18 protein-coding genes are annotated in these 16,521 nt (G+C 62.0%); 11 read left to right on the forward strand and 7 right to left on the reverse strand.

Features of this window, described 5'->3' with window-relative positions:
* Window positions 1-54: 54 nt before the first annotated feature.
* Window positions 55-534 (reverse strand): DUF7984 family protein, encoded by a 480-nt coding sequence (locus KU306_RS09025; RefSeq protein WP_258301758.1) that lies wholly within the window; start codon window positions 532-534, stop codon window positions 55-57.
* A gap of 248 nt (window positions 535-782) precedes the next feature.
* Between KU306_RS09025 and KU306_RS09030 the strand changes: the two genes are divergently transcribed.
* From KU306_RS09030 to KU306_RS09045, 4 genes are all read left to right on the forward strand, one after another.
* On the forward strand, window positions 783-2,705 hold the full coding sequence (locus tag KU306_RS09030; RefSeq protein WP_007538871.1) for a beta-CASP ribonuclease aCPSF1: 1,923 nt from the start codon (window positions 783-785) through the stop codon (window positions 2,703-2,705).
* A gap of 114 nt (window positions 2,706-2,819) precedes the next feature.
* Complete coding sequence (locus KU306_RS09035) at window positions 2,820-3,203, forward strand: methylglyoxal synthase (RefSeq protein ID WP_007538872.1); 384 nt, start codon at window positions 2,820-2,822, stop codon at window positions 3,201-3,203.
* Between the two features lie 62 nt (window positions 3,204-3,265).
* Window positions 3,266-3,694 (forward strand): DUF7332 family protein, encoded by a 429-nt coding sequence (locus KU306_RS09040; protein ID WP_007538873.1) that lies wholly within the window; start codon window positions 3,266-3,268, stop codon window positions 3,692-3,694.
* Window positions 3,695-3,901: 207 nt separating this feature from the next.
* Window positions 3,902-4,798 (forward strand): hypothetical protein, encoded by an 897-nt coding sequence (locus KU306_RS09045; RefSeq protein ID WP_258301759.1) that lies wholly within the window; start codon window positions 3,902-3,904, stop codon window positions 4,796-4,798.
* A 29-nt stretch (window positions 4,799-4,827) separates the two neighbouring features.
* Here the strand turns inward: KU306_RS09045 and KU306_RS09050 are convergent, their stop codons facing one another.
* A complete protein-coding gene (locus KU306_RS09050) occupies window positions 4,828-5,631 on the reverse strand; it encodes an endonuclease III domain-containing protein (protein WP_007538875.1) in 804 nt (267 codons plus the stop codon).
* A gap of 140 nt (window positions 5,632-5,771) precedes the next feature.
* Here KU306_RS09050 and KU306_RS09055 point away from each other — a divergent pair, with 140 nt between their 5' ends.
* A complete protein-coding gene (locus KU306_RS09055; RefSeq protein WP_258301760.1) occupies window positions 5,772-6,686 on the forward strand; it encodes an alkaline phosphatase family protein in 915 nt (304 codons plus the stop codon).
* Between the two features lie 23 nt (window positions 6,687-6,709).
* Here the strand turns inward: KU306_RS09055 and KU306_RS09060 are convergent, their stop codons facing one another.
* A complete protein-coding gene (locus KU306_RS09060) occupies window positions 6,710-7,135 on the reverse strand; it encodes a DUF371 domain-containing protein (protein ID WP_258301761.1) in 426 nt (141 codons plus the stop codon).
* 298 nt (window positions 7,136-7,433) lie between these two features.
* Here KU306_RS09060 and KU306_RS09065 point away from each other — a divergent pair, with 298 nt between their 5' ends.
* The 3 genes from KU306_RS09065 to KU306_RS09075 all read left to right on the forward strand — a co-directional run bounded on the left by KU306_RS09065 (window position 7,434) and on the right by KU306_RS09075 (window position 10,622).
* Window positions 7,434-8,357 carry a coiled-coil protein gene (locus KU306_RS09065; protein ID WP_007538880.1) on the forward strand — a complete coding sequence of 308 codons (924 nt, stop codon included), beginning with the start codon at window positions 7,434-7,436 and terminating at the stop codon, window positions 8,355-8,357.
* A 92-nt stretch (window positions 8,358-8,449) separates the two neighbouring features.
* Complete coding sequence (sppA, locus tag KU306_RS09070; RefSeq protein WP_007538881.1) at window positions 8,450-9,451, forward strand: signal peptide peptidase SppA; 1,002 nt, start codon at window positions 8,450-8,452, stop codon at window positions 9,449-9,451.
* 43 nt (window positions 9,452-9,494) lie between these two features.
* The gene (locus KU306_RS09075; RefSeq protein ID WP_007538882.1) at window positions 9,495-10,622 is read left to right on the forward strand and encodes a DUF373 family protein; all 1,128 of its coding nucleotides are present in this window, start codon (window positions 9,495-9,497) and stop codon (window positions 10,620-10,622) included.
* 11 nt (window positions 10,623-10,633) lie between these two features.
* On the opposite strand, the gene KU306_RS09080 is transcribed toward KU306_RS09075, so the two are convergent.
* Window positions 10,634-10,825, reverse strand: a complete 192-nt coding sequence (locus tag KU306_RS09080) for a DUF7333 family protein (protein ID WP_007538883.1) — start codon at window positions 10,823-10,825, stop codon at window positions 10,634-10,636.
* 109 nt (window positions 10,826-10,934) lie between these two features.
* Entirely contained in the window at window positions 10,935-11,717 is a 783-nt protein-coding gene (locus KU306_RS09085; RefSeq protein ID WP_049918543.1) for an aldo/keto reductase, read from the reverse strand.
* 209 nt (window positions 11,718-11,926) lie between these two features.
* Between KU306_RS09085 and KU306_RS09090 the strand changes: the two genes are divergently transcribed.
* Entirely contained in the window at window positions 11,927-12,139 is a 213-nt protein-coding gene (locus KU306_RS09090) for a hypothetical protein (protein WP_007538885.1), read from the forward strand.
* Window positions 12,140-12,243: 104 nt separating this feature from the next.
* Window positions 12,244-12,969 (forward strand): DUF6517 family protein, encoded by a 726-nt coding sequence (locus KU306_RS09095; protein WP_007538886.1) that lies wholly within the window; start codon window positions 12,244-12,246, stop codon window positions 12,967-12,969.
* On the opposite strand, the gene KU306_RS09100 is transcribed toward KU306_RS09095, so the two are convergent.
* Window positions 12,963-13,826 (reverse strand): 2-oxoacid:ferredoxin oxidoreductase subunit beta, encoded by an 864-nt coding sequence (locus tag KU306_RS09100; protein WP_007538888.1) that lies wholly within the window; start codon window positions 13,824-13,826, stop codon window positions 12,963-12,965. The two genes, KU306_RS09095 and KU306_RS09100, sit on opposite strands and share 7 nt — an antisense overlap.
* The gene (locus tag KU306_RS09105) at window positions 13,823-15,586 is read right to left on the reverse strand and encodes a 2-oxoacid:acceptor oxidoreductase subunit alpha (RefSeq protein ID WP_007538889.1); all 1,764 of its coding nucleotides are present in this window, start codon (window positions 15,584-15,586) and stop codon (window positions 13,823-13,825) included. Before KU306_RS09105 ends, KU306_RS09100 begins: the two co-directional genes overlap by 4 nt.
* A gap of 284 nt (window positions 15,587-15,870) precedes the next feature.
* Between KU306_RS09105 and KU306_RS09110 the strand changes: the two genes are divergently transcribed.
* Window positions 15,871-16,515 carry an FAD-dependent oxidoreductase gene (locus KU306_RS09110; RefSeq protein WP_258301762.1) on the forward strand — a complete coding sequence of 215 codons (645 nt, stop codon included), beginning with the start codon at window positions 15,871-15,873 and terminating at the stop codon, window positions 16,513-16,515.
* Window positions 16,516-16,521: the final 6 nt, after the last annotated feature.

Genomic DNA, 16,521 nt, shown 5'->3' on the forward strand with positions numbered 1-16,521 from the left:
CGGGAGTTCGGTCTCGGTCTTCTCTCCCGACGTCCGAAGCTCGAATACCTCTTCTCACAGCCGACTCTCGAACGGACTGTCGCCTTCCTGCCACGACCATCCGGGGAGTCGCGTCTGAAAACCGGCCGCCAGTGCGGCGTCTAAGTCGTCTTCCCCGGCGACTCCGTCCGTGTGGACGGCGACGTCTGCGAAGTGAAAGGTCGCCTCTGCGAGCAACCCGAGCGGGTCGCCACCGGCGATGGTCGCCGCCAGTCGTCGGCCGATAACCTCGTCGACGACGAATCCGGGATAGTCGTCTTCTACATCGAGAGTCCGAAGGATGCGCACGTAGGCGGCGACGTTGACGGCTACGTCACCGCGGACGAACACGTCGTCGACGGCCGCGAGATAGGCGGCTTCGTCGACGACACCCACGTCAGTGTCGAACAGGTCGCCGAGTTTGTCGCGCGTCTCGTTGATGAGCGGAACGATGTCGTCTGACCGGTCGCGCACCCACTGATGTTCGTCGGCGACGGCCGCTGGAGTGAGTTCCATACCCGCTGATTGGGGCCGATGTGCTTCGATTTTGCGAAGGGTTTTATACTGACGATGTGGTAGGGTCGCATAAGCGGGTTTTCCCTGCCTCTTCCCGCAGTCGAGATACCACCGTATTCAGTTCACTATGCTCTCTCCGCAGTTGCCCGAGACTGGCACCACCACGTGTGGAGAGTCTCGCGGCCGCGCTCCTGAGGCAGCGGTTCCCGAAGTCCGCCGGCGCTGGACCGGGCGGATTGCTCGTAACTATGAGCTCAGTAGATAAACAACTCGAAAATCTGAAAGCAGAGATTACGAACGAACTCCCACGCGACATTTCGGTTTCCGACGTGAAGTACGAGGGTCCTGAACTCGTCGTCTACACGCGTGACCCCAAGCGATTCGCCAAGAACGGTGATCTCATCCGAAAACTGGCGAGCAAGCTCCGAAAGCGCATCACGGTTCGCCCGGACCCCGACGTGTTGTCGGACCCGCGCGAGGCCGAACCCAAGATTCTCAACGTCATTCCCGAGGAAGCGGGCGTCACCGACCTCGACTTCCACGCTGACACGGGCGAAGTCGTCATCGAAGCCGAAAAGCCCGGGATGGTCATCGGCCGACACGGCTCGACCCTCCGAGAGATTACACAGCAAGTCGGCTGGACACCCGAAGTCGTCCGCACTCCTCCTATCGAATCTTCGACCGTCTCGAACGTCCGCAACTTCCTGAAACAAGAACGCGAAGACCGCCGCCGTATTCTCGAACGCACTGGCCGACAGATTCACCGCGAGCAACTGTCGGACGACGAATGGGTGCGCATCACGACGCTCGGCTGCTGCCGTGAGGTCGGTCGCGCTTCCTTTATCGTCTCGACGCCCGAGACGCGAATCCTCGTCGACTGCGGTGACAAGCCCGGGTCCGAGGACGTGCCGTATCTCCAAGTCCCCGAGGCGCTCGGGTCGGGCGCGAACTCGCTCGACGCCGTCGTGCTTACGCACGCTCACCTCGACCACTCCGCGCTCATTCCGCTTCTGTTCAAGTACGGCTACGACGGCCCCATCTACACGACCGAACCGACTCGCGACCTGATGGGTCTCCTGACGCTCGACTACCTCGACGTCGCGTCCAAGGAAGGCCGCACCCCGCCGTACGAGTCCGAGATGGTCCGCGAGGCCATCAAGCACACCATCCCGCTGGAATACGGCGACGTGACCGACATCGCGCCCGACGTGAAGCTCACGTTCCACAACGCGGGCCACATCCTCGGCTCGGCGGTCACCCACTTCCACATCGGCGACGGTCTCTACAACGTCGCGTTCTCCGGCGACATCCACTACGAGGACACCCGCCTGTTCAACGGTGCCGTCAACGACTTCCCGCGCGTCGAGACGCTCGTCCTCGAATCGACCTACGGTGGTCGCAACGACTACCAGACCGACCAGCAAGACTCCGAGCAGAAGCTCATCGACGTCATCAACGAGACGTACGAACGCGGCGGGAAGGTCGTCATCCCGGCGTTCGCAGTCGGTCGGTCACAGGAGATTATGCTCGTCCTCGAAGAGGCGATGCGTTCCGGGAAGATTCCGAGCATGCCCGTCCACCTCGACGGGATGATTTGGGAGGCGACGGCCATCCACACGACCTACCCCGAGTACCTTCGTGACGACCTCCGCGACCGTATCTTCCACGAGGACGAAAACCCGTTCCTCGCCGAGGAGTTCAACCACATCGACGGCGGCGAAGAAGAGCGGCAGGACGTCGCCGACGGCGACCAAGCCATCATCCTTTCGACCTCCGGGATGGTCACTGGCGGCCCCATCATGTCGTGGCTTCGCCACGTCGGTCCCGACCCGGACTCGCGTCTCGTCTTCGTCGGCTACCAGGCACAGGGGACTCTCGGCCGCCGTATCCAGAACGGCTGGGACGAGATTCCCGTCAACGACGGTGACGGCCGCGGACGCTCTGACACTCTCAAGCTCAAGATGGACGTCGAGACGGTCGACGGGTTCTCCGGTCACGCCGACCGCCAGGGCCTCGAAAACTTCGTCAAGACGATGAACCCACGTCCCGAGAAGGTGCTGTGTGTTCACGGCGACGAGCGCTCCGTGCAGGACCTCTCGTCGGCGCTCTACCACGACTACAACATGCGAACGTTCGCGCCGAAGAACCTCGAAACGTTCCGGTTCAAGTAACGGCGCGTCGCCTCAGAGAGCACGTTTCTCGCCCTCCGGTATCTCTGTTGGCCGTCTCTCGCCAGCGGCGACTGTTCGAGTAAGATTCATGAGTACACTCTCACGAGTAAACCTATGCGTCTCGCACTCATCGCGCACGACGAAAAGAAACCGGACCTCATCGAGTTCGCCCAAAATCGGAAGGGCGACCTCGAACAGTTCGAACTGATGGCAACCGGAACGACCGGGCAACGACTCATCGACGCCACCGGACTCGACATCGAGCGCAAACAGTCGGGACCGCTCGGCGGCGACATGCAAATCGGTTCTGAGATTGCCAGCGAGACCTGCGACGGCGTTATCTTCCTTCGGGACCCGCTGACGGCCCAACCGCACGAACCCGATATTACGGCGCTTCTGCGCATCTGCGACGTTCACGGCACGCCATTGGCGACCAACCTCGCCAGCGCAGACGCGGTTCTCGACGAACTGCTCGACCAGCTCTCCGACCAGCCGTAGCCGCGTATCACTGCTGATAATTGTCGCGGAATGTTAAGTAAGCGCTCGCGGTAGTGGTGTGTATGCACACTGCGTTTCGCTTCCTGGTGGTGGCGGTGCTGGTACTCACCGTGGCGTCCGCCCCCGCCGCGGCCGCGAACGCGACATCTCCGTGTTTCCCCGGCGAGGGACACCAATTCGACATCGGTGACGAGGGCAGCACTATCGACCTCGTGGTCTTTCTCTCCATCGTCGAGAATCTCGGTGGTCCCGGTGGCTTCGGCCTCGAAGCGGCTGGGGGTATCGGCGACCAGGAGATTATCCAACTTCGTGCCGGTGTCGTCTTCGATGGCGTCGGTCCACTGACGGACTTCCTCTCGAATCCGTTTTCCCGCTTTAGCGTCGTCTACGACTTCTCGCTCGACTTCCCGATGTTCTCGGGGTCGGGCATCGATTCGAGTTACGAAGACGACGGGTCGCCGGTGAAGGGCGTGAACACGACGGAGTGTTAGTCAGAGAGAGGCGAAGCGCTGTCTGCGCCGGCAACTCACATATCTGTGTAAAAACGCGTGCTTCCGAGTCGTGGCAAGAATTTAACCTGTTTGCTGTTGAATATTTAACAAAGAGTCGCTGGGACTTGACTCGTCTCACGACAGCAGGCCGCCGAGAGGTGTGAAATAGGACGTTCGGGTGTCCGTCGCAGACAGGAGAACGCACGCATGAATCTGGAATACTCACGGAGTGGGAACAAGAAGTGGGTGGCAATCGCAGCCGTTGGTGCGGTCGCACTGTCGCTTCCCGCACTTAGTTACTTCAACTACGTATCCGGTGCGACAGCGGGTGCGTTCAATACCGCCATTCTGGTCGTCATCACGTTTTTGTACGTCATCTACACGCAGTCACTCGTCGTGGAGGGGAGAAAAGACCGAAAGCGCCCCGTCATTCACGAGATACTCGAAGAGACAATTCGTCCGACTCTCGACCGAGCAGCAGCGAATGTACAGACACTCGACACTCCCAAGTCGAACGACAAACCGAGCGCGTTCCTTCCGGTGGCCAGTGTTCCTGACCCGAATCAGAAACACGTCTTCGACATCCGAACCGTCTACCCTGACTTCGCCGAAGACGTAGCCACGTGTAACGAGCTGAGAGAGAAATACCACGAAACGCGGCAAGACGCGATAGAGGCACTCTCGTGGACACTCGAAACCAACATCACGGTCGCGAACAGGGACGTTCCCGACGACGTAGAAGAGTTCGATGACACCGTGAAAGATGCAATCGAGTGGACGGAGACACAACAATCTGAGCTGGCCGACTGGTGGACTGCGGGTGTGTTCGCTGATTTCGACGTCGAGCACTCCACACAGCTAGCGCGGGACCTGATTGAACTCACAGACCCAGCCGAGCAGTCTTACCCGTACCAGCACACGTTGCTCTCCGAGTATCGAGACGAACTGCTGGCAGTCAGAGCGGAGCGGGACATATACCAGCAGTTACTCCGTGACCACGAGAACCTTCGAGACCAGACCGAGACGCTTCTCGAAAAGCTGCGGGAAACCAGAGACCAACTGACCGCCGAATACGACATTATGCGAACCGAAATCGGCGAGTGACTGAGGAATTAGCCCGTTACTTCGCTCTCTCACTCCCGAACGTCAGCGGGGTCGCACACGTCCCTCGTCTCCGGAGACACGCCAACACTGTCGCACACGTCGTCCATCGGGCAGGCTTCCGGGCCATCCAGACACGCGGGCTTGCGCGCCGTACAGTACTCGCGGCCGAACTGAATCATCGCAGTGTGTCCGAAGCCGCACGCCTCGCCGGGGACGTCGCGTTCGAGTCGCTCCCGGACGCCCTCGTGGTCCGCATCTGCGGGGGCGAGACCGATGCGACGCGAGATACGGTGGACGTGGGTATCGACGGGGAAGACGCCGTCGCGCCCGCCCGCGAACAATAACACACAGTCGGCCGTCTTCGGGCCGACGCCCTTCATCTCCAAGAGTCGCTCGCGGACGGTTTCGGGGTCGCCCTCGCGGACCCACTGGTCGAAGTCGGCCTCGCTTCCGAAGTCCGAAAGCACCGCTTCGGCGACGCCGATGATGAGTTTCGATTTCTGGTTGTACAACCCCGCGGAGCGAATCGCCTCGACGAGCGCCTCGCGGTCGGCCGCCGCGAGCGCCTCGGCTAAGTCTCCGCCGCCAAAGCGCTCCATCAGCCTGTCGTGTGCGGGCTGACTGGCCTTGTCGCTCGTGTTCTGGCTGAGAATCGTGCGGACGAGACACTCGAACCCGCCCTGTCCGCCGTAGGCTTTCTGCCAGTACAAGTCGCCGAGGCGGTCGACGACGACAGCAGCGCGCGTGGTCGCCGACTCCGACAGGTCGACCGCGACTTCCTGGCCGCCACCGCCGGGACCGCCGCTGATGTTCTCGTCGGGTTCGTCTGGCATAGCTGTCAGTTACGATTCCGTGGGGATAAACGACCTGTCGGCAGCTATCGCCAGCGTGCGAAACGTATCAGAATGGTGGTTATTCTCTGCAGAGATATAGTAGAACAACAAACAAATACCTGCCAAACGTTACCATTCCTATGTATTCTGCTGCGCAGGTCGCACGTGGGTTGCGGAGGCCACGGTTAATCGCCGAGGAGGTTAACCGGCTCTACAACTCACGGTTCGGGTCGAAGTCGTACAACGACGACGGGGTCGACTTCATCACCGAAGAGTGGGACACGCTCGTCCTGCTCGACGCCTGTCGCGCCGACGTGCTCCGCGAGTGCAACCCGTTCGACGCTGAGGTCGGAACGCGCACGTCGCGCGGCTCACAGACTATCGAGTTCCTCCGCGGCACGTTCGAGGACAAAGACCTCCTCGATACGGTCTACGTCACGGCGAACCCGCAACTGTATCGGTTGAACAACGGGGTGTACGACCGCGGCGAAGTCGACGTGACGTTCTACGCCCAGATAGACGTCTGGAAGGACAACTGGGACGACGAGGTCCGAACTGTTCGGCCCGAGTGCGTCACCGACGCCGCCATCGAGGCCCACGAGACGTACCCCGACAAGCGCATTATCGTCCACTATATCCAACCGCACGCGCCGTTTCTCGGTCCCACCGCCCAGAAGCACTTCCGCGGCGACAGTCTCGCGTTCGACTGGGAGACACGGGAGGGAGCGAGCGACGAAATCGTACGGCAGGCGTACAGAGAGACGCTGGAAGTGACGCTCCCGGAAGTCGAGCGCTTAGCCGGGTCGATAGACGGGAAGGTCGTCATCAGCTCTGACCACGGACAAGCGATGGGTGAACGCGGATTCCCGGTCCCGATAAAGACCTACGGCCACCCGCCGAGCAACTACATTCCCGCACTCGTCGAAGTTCCGTGGGTCGAACTGCCCTACGAGCGCCGACGCGACATCGTCGCGGGAACGCGGTCGCACGTCGAACAGGACCCTGTCGAACACGACATCGTCCAAGAGCGCTTGGTCGACCTTGGCTATCGCTGACCGCCGACGCCGCCCAGCGGGTGCTACTCGACCTGTATCGTCAGCGTTAGCTCTGCTCCATCCGCGAGCGCATCGACGAGTTCGCGGTCGAAGCCCGCGGCGGCGTGTTCCGCGCCGACCATTCCGGTTCGGTCGTCGACGTAGTCGCTCGTTCGGAAGACGATGCTCCGGTCGCCCTCGAACGTCAGGTCGGGGTGGCCGCGGCCAGTGACGACCTGTTCGTACGTGCGTGCGCCCGAGTCTACCTCCATGCTCACCTGAATAGTCGCGTCGTGGGACTGGCACGCCTCGACGAACGCGTCGTCGAAGTCCGCCGGCGTCCGGTCCGCCTCGACGGCGAGGATGCAATCACCAGCGGGGGTGAGCCAGTCGTCCGACGTGACCTCGAACGTACTCGCGTGTTCGGCGCTGACGTGTTCGTGGCCGAGTGCGCGAATCGTCTCTCTCATGGGTGCCCGTCTGTAACGACGCGGTTTAGCCCCCTCGATTTGCTCCCTTTTTATATTGATGTGTGAACAACTCACATGGTGAATTCCCGGAGAAGAAGCGGTGTGGTAACTGTTTTCACCCGTTTCAGCACCGAAGTACTTATTACTTCGACGCCTGTATGGACATATACCTGAGCGCCTCCGGCGTTCCGGCGGCATAGCACGCAGAATGATCGGGAATTCTTATCCACGGTCGGTCGCACTCCAAAGAGCAGCCGCCACGCACGGAGTGGTGATGGTATCGAGGCTTGATTAACCAATGGTAACGAAGCAGGAAGTGCTAGAAGAATTCGACGTACAGGAACTCGCAGAAAACAACAACATCGATCTCCCAGAAGAAAAACTCGAGAGCGGCTCGAAGGGAGAGCTCATCAAACTTGCCGGTCAACTCCGCGACCGACGTAACGAGCTGAACCAGATGGCTTCTGAGCGCGCCTCCAAGCGCGACGACCTCAACGCGATGACTCGCGAGAAGGTCGACGAGGCGCAGAAGCACCGCGAGCAGCGTGACGAGATGAACGCTGCGGTGCAGGAGCACAAGCAGCAGCGCAACGAGCTCAACGCGAAGGCCAACGAGCTGTTCGACGAGGTCGACGAGATGAAGAGCGACCTCGAACTCGACGACGGCAAGGACATCGACGAGCTCAAAGAGGAGATCGAGCAACTCGAGTTCCGTCAGCAGACCGAAGTTCTCTCGACAGAAGACGAGCGCGAACTCATCGAGAAGATCGAGAACAAGCGCGACGAGCTTCGCCAAAAAAAGGACAAGGTCGAAGAGAGCGGTGACCTCGAAGAACTCATCGAAGAGGCCGAAGAGGTCCGCTCCGAAGCGTCCCAGCACCACCAGAAGGTGACCGAGCTGGCAGACGACGCACAGGAGCACCACAACCAGATGATCGAGGCCTACCGCGAGGCCGACGACATCCGTGACAAGGCCGACGAGATGCACGAGCTCTTCGTCGAAGCCCAGGAAGCCGCCGACCGTCACCACGAAGACTTCGTCCGCGTCCAGAAGCGCCTCCGCGAACTGGACAAGAAGGAAGAGCGTCAGCGCAAGGACTCCCGTGCCGAGGAACGCGAAGCCGCCAAGGAAGAGGCCGAGGAGATCTACCAGAAGTTCAAGGAAGGCGAGACGCTCGAAACCGAGGACCTGATGAAGCTCCAGAAGGCGGGGCTTCTCTAAACCCGGTCAGGTTATTTCTCTCTCTTCGTCGCGTCTGCGACGACCCTGTTTTTAAGACGACCGCGCCCCGAGCGTCGGCTACGTGATTTACCGTGACTGACACACTCACTCGCGTACTGCAATTTGCGATTATCCTCGTCGCGGCAGTCGTCGCGGCGGTCGTCGGATGGATCGTCTTTTTCGAACTTCCGGGGAGTCTCGCGGACCTCTTTGGCGTTCTCTTGGTCATCGCGACAGTCGTCGTGGCGATTCAACTCGGGGGGCGAATCGCCGCGTCGGCGTTTCCCTCCTACGACGTCGCGGAAGTCGCGGTCGAGGGACCGATTACCCGTGACGGTGGACGCGGACCGATTCCCGGTGGTGCTATCGGGACGCCAGCCGACGATATCGTCGAACAGATAGAAACCGCTGCCGACGACAGCAACGTCGAGGCGCTGCTTCTCAAGCTCAACACGCCGGGCGGTGAGGTACTCCCGAGCGACGACATCCGACGCGCGGCCGAGTCCTTCGACGGGCCGACAGTGGCCTACGCGACCGACGTGTGCGCCTCGGGTGGCTACTGGATTGCAAGTGGGTGTGACGAACTCTGGAGCCACGACGCGAGCATCGTCGGCTCTATCGGCGTTATCGGCTCGTCGGTCAACGCGTCGGAACTCGCGGACCGACTCGGTATCTCCTACGAGCGTTTCGCCGCCGGGAAGTACAAAGACGCGGGCAACGTGCTGAAGGAACCGAGCGAGGACGAACGCGAGTACCTCCAAGGGCTCATCGACGACTACTACGACGATTTCGTCGAGACCGTCGCCGAAGGCCGCGGGATGGACCCCGAGACGATTCGAGAGACCGAGGCACGCGTCTACCTCGGCGACGAGGCACACGAAATCGGACTCGTGGACGACCTCGGAACCCGAGACGACGTCGAAGACAGACTTGCCGACCTGCTCGACCGCGACGACGTGACCGTCGAGGAGTTCACGCCGGAGGCTGGATTCATGGCGCGACTTCGCGGCGGAGCCGAAGGCGTCGCGTACTCGTTCGGTGCCGGCGTCGCCTCGACGCTCGACGCCGACGACGGATTCACCTTCAGGTTTTGACAACCGGGAGGGTTTTTAGCCCCCGGTCGCATTTGGCTTCCACGTGACAACGCTCGTCCTCTGTGTCGACCGGGCGAACGATATCGGCCGGAAGACGGGGCTCTCGACGCCCGTCGTCGGCTGGGAAGCGGTTCGGTCGCTCGTCACGGACGTCGGCCTCGCCGACCCGGAGGATTCGAGCGTCAACTGCCTCCTCGAAGCGCTGCGTGTGACTCGCGAACTCCGCGACGACCGCGAGTCTGCGGAAGTCGCGGTCATCTCGGGGTCGAGTGAGTCGACTGTGGGTGCCGACAGAGCGGTCGCCCAGCAACTCGACGACTTGGTCGAGCGATACGACGTGGAGTCCGCCGTCGTCGTCATCGACAGTGCGGAAGACGAACGACTCGTCCCCGTCGTCGAGAGTCGCCTGCGCGTCGACGCCGTGGACAGAGTGGTCGTCAGACAGGCCCACGACATCGAATCGACGTACTACCTGCTCAAGCAGTTCCTCGCAGACGAGGAGTTGCGGTCGACGGTTCTCGTCCCCGTCGGTGTCGGATTGCTTCTCGTCCCGCTGTTGCTCGTCCAGTTCACTCCGGCGGTCGCGATGGCGGGTCTGGCGGCACTTCTCGGTGCCGTCTTCCTCTACAAGGGACTCGCCATCGACGAGGTGCTGTCGAACGCCCCGGAACAAGCCCGTGACGCCCTCTACTCCGGGCAGGTGTCCGTGGTCACCTACGCCGTCGCGGCCGGACTCGCCATCGTCGGATTGTTTCTCGGCGCGCTCTCGATTCGGACGCTCGACGTTGCGGGCGACGAAGTGCTGGTTCCGTCACTCCTCTTCGTGTATCACAGCGTCCCGTGGCTGGCGCTCGCCGCGCTCACGGCCAGTGCCGGGCGTCTCCTCGACGAACTCATCGGGAGCGAATCCATCTCGACGTCCTATATGAACCTCCCGTTCGGCGTCATCGCCATCGGACTCGTCGTCCGCGGCTTCGCTGGCTTCCTGCTCGAACGGCAGGCGGAACTCGCCCACCTGGTCTTACTCGGGCGGTTCGAACTCACGCCGATACAACGGCTGACGATGTTCATCTTCGCGGGTATCGTCATCAGCCTCGTCGGCGTCCGCATCTCTGCGACCGTCTCGGACGAGACGCTCGAAGAGGTGGTCAACGGGAGAAACGAAGGGTGAGAAGTCTGCCGTCAGTTGCTCGCCCGGAACTCACCGTGTTTGACACCGATAGCGAGCGTGAGCGCACCGAACACGAGCATCGCTGGCGTCACCATCATCAACACGGTACTCGTCGCCATCACGCCCATCCCGACGAGCGCCGCGGTTCCGAGCGCGACGAGGCCGACGAGTAGTGCAACTGTCGTTGGAAGGGTGAACTCCATACGAATCCGTCGGTACGCAGGTAACAAATCGGTTGTGGCTGCGGGTTGGTTTTCGAAGCCCGTTCGAGGCGGGAAGAACGCAGCCAGACGGCGGGGATAACGCGCCGACTTACCAGGGCGCGAAGTCGGGGTCGACGCGGCGGTCGACCTGCTCGATAGCGTCTATCGCGTCGATATCTTCGTCGTCGAGGTCGAGCGCGAGCGACTCCCAGTTGTCGCGGATGTGCGACTCGCTCGTCGCTTTCGGGATGGCGGTGACGCCTTTCTCGCGGAGCCACGCGAGCGACACTTGCGCCTCGCTCACGCCGTGTTTGTCGGCGATGTCGGAGAGGACGTCGACGTCGAAGACGGTCCCGCGTGCGAGCGGGGAGTACGCGACGATTTCGACGCCCTCCTCGGCGCAGACCTCACGCAGTTCGTCCTGTTGGAGAAGGGGGTGTAGTTCGATTTGGTTCGCGAAGATACCGGCGTCCGAGCGCTCGACGGCTTCGCGGACCTGTTCGGGTTCGAAGTTGGAGATGCCCACGCGCTTCGTGAGCCCTCGCTCGACGAGTTCGTCGAAGGCAGAAAGCGTCTCCGATGGGTCGTACGCCCGGGCGGGCCAGTGGACGTACAGGAGGTCGACGTAGTCGACGCCGAGTTTGTCGAGGCTCTCTTTCGTGCTCTCGATGACGTCGTCGTGGCCGAGTTCGTTTATCCAGACCTTGGTCGCGAGGAAGATGTCCTCGCGGTCGACGTCGGCGGCGGCGATACCCGCGCCAACGTCCTCCTCGTTGCCGTATATCTGGGCCGTGTCGATGTGACGGTAGCCCATCTCCAGCGCCGTCTGCACCGCGTTCGCACACGCGTCGGGGTCCGTGTTCTCCCACGTCCCGAGACCGAGCATCGGCATCCCGTTGGCTATCGGCACGTCGTCCGCAGAGAGCGCCTGTTGTGACATACCCGTGACCACGGCAGCGAGTTGAAAAGGGGTAACGAAAGGGTACTGGATTTCCGCCTTCGTGGGTGAGTTCGATACCGAGTCGCCTCGTCGTCGCCCGAGAAGTCGGCGACAGAGTTTTCATGTGGTGTGGTAGCATATAGTATGTTGGGTGATTTGGGATGTCCACTACATCTGAGCCACTGACCGAGGAGAACACGAACGCGTTCGCACACCGCATCGCGGGTGACTCACTCGTCTACGAGTGTCCGAACTGCGAGTTCGGCGAGGTGCTCCTGACGGAACTCATCGAGTCGGACGACGCCCGCTGTCTCGAATGCGGGACGCGCTACCGACTCAGCGTGGACGTCGTCGAGGAGCCAACACCCGAGTAGGAAGTCGCTGTAGCGCCGTAGGAGTGGTCCGAGAGCACTTCTCTCGGTTCGACTGTGTCGCCGAGAGTACCTCTTCATGTCTGTCGAGAACCTATTATGCTAGCATGCCACACAAACGAACAGCTCCGGCCGTCGCACTCGCGTTTGTCGTTCTCTTCTCGGGATGCCTCGGCGGCGCGACGACGTTCACGGCCGAACCGGCGACGATTCCGGCTTCGGCGTACGAATCACACGGGTACGTCCACGGAAACAGTACGCTCGTTCCGCTCGGCCAACGCGTCGGTGTCGGTCCGGTGTCGCGTACGGTGGGCGTCGAAGTGTGGGTCTCCGGCTACTCGAAGACGACCGCCGACGAGGACGTCACCGGGCTGGCCGTCATCTCGTCGCCGAACGTCCGCGTCGCCGGTCAGTCGGTGAATCCGCTGGCGAGTCTCGGGAACCGCGAACTGGTCGGCGCTGGTCTCGACATCCTCTCGGATGTGCAGGCGCTGGGAAACGTCTCTGAGGTCAACGGCCTCCGCGAGGTCGACTCGCGGCCCGTGACGATGCTCGGCGAGGAGACTGAACTCGTCACGTACGCCGGGACTGTCGTCGTCGAACCCGGCGAGACGACTGTCGATGGCGAGTCGGTGACGCACGAAGGGGGGAGTGTCGACGTTCGCATCCATCTCGCGACGGTGGAACACGAGGGCGACGTTATCGTCGTCATCGCCGTCCACGGTGCAGACGTCGACGAGACGGACGCAGTCGAGGCGTTAGCGAGCGCTGTCGAACATCCGGGGACGGTCGAAAGAACGGGAGAATTCGGGGAGTCGAACGCGGTTCAGTAGAACTCGCGAACGAGGTCCATGGCGTCGTCGGGTGCGCCCGACGGGATGTCGGACATGTTCTCGGTGACGCCGAACTTCTCTTCGTAGGAGACCGAGCTTTCGTCTTTGTAGATGACGCCCTCGTACTCCTTCGAGGAGTCGAGAATCTTGTCGGTGGCCGCGTCGTAGTCGGTCGGGTCGTGGTCGGTGTCCGCGAGGTCGACGAGGTTGTCGCGGAAGTAGTCGTAGGTGTCCACGTCGTTGAACGTGACACACGGACTGAACACGTTCACGAAGCCGAAGCCGTCGTGCTCGATAGCCTGCTGGACGATTTCGGCGTGACGCTTGTGGTCAGTCGCGAAGGACTGCGCGATGAACGTGCCGCCAGCGGCGAGCGCGAGCGCGAGCGGGTTGACCGGGGGCTGCTGCGGCCCTTCGGGGGTCGTCGAGGTCTCGAAGTCCTCGCGCGACGTGGGCGAGGCCTGACCCTTGGTCAGCCCGTAGATGCGGTTGTCCATGACCGTGTAGGCCATATCGACGTTGCGGCGGACGGCGTGGATGAAGTGACCCGCACCAATCGAGTACCCGTCACCGTCGCCACCGGCGGCGACGACAGTCAGGTTGGGGTTGGCGAGTTTGACGCCGGCGGCGACAGGGAGCGAGCGCCCGTGGACGCCGTGGATGGCGTACGAGTGCATGTACGTCCCGATTTTGCCGGAACAGCCGATACCGGCGACCACGAACGTGTTGTCGGGGTCGTTGCCGGAGTTGGCCAGCGCCTTCATGATGCCGTTCATCGTCCCGAAGTCCCCACAGCCGGGACACCAGGTCGGTTGCTTGTCGGATTTGAAGTCAGTGAAGCGAACGTCGGAGCTCATGCTGAAACCTCCTCCTCGGATTCGAGGGTGGTTTTGATTCTCTCTGCGAGTTCGTCCGCCTTGTAGCGGACGCCGTTGTATTTGTTGATGCGCTTGACACGGGTTAACGTGTCGTGTTCGATGACGTTGGCGAACTGACCGGTCGCGTTACACTCGACGACGATGACTTCGTCGGCTGCCTCGATGTCGTCCGAGAGGTCGGGTCGCGGGAAGATGTACGGGACAGAGAGGAAACGCACGTCGACGCCGTCCTCTTCGAGGAACTCTATGGCCTCGACCATCGCACCTTCGTTGGAGCCCCACGAGATGACGAGTTTATCCGAGTCGGGGTTGCCGAACTCACGCGGCGAGAGGTCTTCGTCGTTCTTCGCGGTCTCGACCTTACGGTCGCGCTTGTCGACCTGCTCGACGCGCATCTCGGTGTCTTCGGTCCGGCGACCGAGTTCGTCGTGTTCGAGACCGGTCGACATGTGTGCACCCTGGTCCGTGCCGGGGAACGCACGCGGACTGACGCCGTCGTCCGTAATCGCGTGTGGCTGGAATCGACCCTTGTCGTCGAGCCACTCGTCGATGGAGTCGTCGTCGACGACCTTGCCGCGGTCGATTTCGACTTCGTCCATGTCGAAGGCTTCCGGCGGGAACGTCTGTTCCGTGACGGCCATCGCGAGGTCGGCCGCGACGTAGACCGGAACCTGGTACTTCTCGGCGAAGTTGAACGCCTCGACGGTCTTCCAGAAACACTCGTCGATGCTCGTCGGGGCGACGACGAAGCGCGGAACCTCTCCGTGACCGCCGTAGAGCATCATGTTCAGGTCGCCCTGTTCCTGCTTGGTCGGCATCCCCGTGGAGGGACCCGAGCGCATGACGTCGACGATGACGAGCGGCGTCTCGGAGGTCGCGACGAGACCGAACGTCTCGGTCATGAGGTCGATACCCGGACCGGACGTGGCCGTCATCGAGCGCGCACCGGCGCGTGCCGCACCGAGCGCGAGGTTGATGGCCGCGAGTTCGTCTTCCGCCTGCACGACGTGGCCGCCGTAGCGTTCGATGCGTCCAGTGAGGTATTCCATCACGTTCGTCGCGGGCGTGATGGGGTAGCCAGCGTAGAAGCGGCAGCCGGCAGCGATGGCGCCCATACCGATTGCCTGGTCACCGTTGAGCAGGACGTAGTCGTTGTCCGTCGTATCGAGGTCGTAGTCGAACTCGTGGTCGAACTCCTCGTGGACGTATTCGAGCCCTGCGCGGGCCGCCTCCTTGTTGTTCTCGACGATTGCCTCGCCCTTGCCGCCGAATCGCTTCTTGAGGGCGCTGTCGAGGTTCTCGATGGGGAAGTCGGTGACGGCGCACGCCGCACCCAGCGCAACGACGTTGCGCATGATTGCGCCGCCCGCTTCCTCTGCGAGTGCCTTGAGGGGAACGTCCAGCCCGACCATCCCCTCGGGAATCTCGACGTCCGCCATCGTCGACCGGTCGCCATCGTAGATGATGACCGACCCGTCGTGGAGTTCGTCGAGGTTTTCCTCGATAGTTCGTGGTGTGAGTGCGATGAGCACGTCGAGTCTGTCGACGACGCTCTGTACGGGGTCGATGGCAGTCCGAACCTTGTACGCAGTGTATCCGCCACGGATTCGCGAAGCGAAATCCTTGGAGGTGAACACGTGTCGTCCAGCCCGGGAGAGTGCCTGAGCGAAAATCTTCCCCGTGGAGTCGATGCCATCGCCAGCCTCGCCGCCGATGGCCCAGTTGAAGTCCGCTGGCATGCTGACTGAAATCTACCCATAGCCGGGTCAAAAGCCTTCTGAAAATTTGTGTAAAACGCCACTCCAATACATAAACGAAAACCCGTTTTAGGGGGCTTGTGAGTGTACATTTCGATAGTTTCAGTAACCCGAACCGGCACTGTATCGCCATGTGGTGGACAAGTGTCCAATTATTTCGTATTCGGGGCTCTCGCGGCAAGTATAGCAGGTTCTTCGATACGTCATAACTTATTGATACGTTAACGAAGGCAAGGCCCTTGTGACCCTGCCTCCAACCGGGTCGCATGGACGCAACCGTCACCGTCGCCGCAGTCCGCGACGTTGGACCCGACACGGTCGCTATCGAGTTCGAGACCCCCGACGAATTCGATGCCGAGCCGGGTCAGTTCGTAAAGCTCTCTGCAACCATCGACGGCGAGTCGTACGCCCGCTTCTACACGCTTTCTTCGCCGGGCGTCACGGAGACGTTCGAAGTAACGGTCGGCATCGACCCCGAAGAGGGCGGCCCGTTCAGTCAGCACCTCGAATCGCTCGCCGCGGGCGACGACATCGACCTCTCTGGACCGTTCGGCGACAGCTACTACGACGGTGACGCGCGCGTCGTCGTCCTCGCTGGCGGCCCGGGTGTCGGCCCGGCGGTCGGCATCGCAGAGGCCGCGCGCGCTGACGGCAACGAGGCCGCGGTCGTCTACGTCGACGACGCGCCCGCGCACGAAGACCGCCTCGACGCGCTCCGCGAGGAGGGTGCGAGCGTGGTCGTCACCGACGACGAAGCCGACCTTTCGGACGCAGTCGCTGACGCGCTGACTGGTGCCGAGGGAGAACAGGTGTTCGTCTACGGGTTCGCCGGGTTCGTCGAAGCCGCCGCCGACGCTATCGAAGCCGCGGACGGCGACGCCGACGCAGCGAAGGTCGAGAACTTCGGCTGAACGGGT

Origin of the sequence: Haloferax larsenii (assembly GCF_024730625.1) — an archaeon.
GTDB classification, from domain to species: Archaea; Halobacteriota; Halobacteria; order Halobacteriales; family Haloferacaceae; genus Haloferax; species Haloferax larsenii.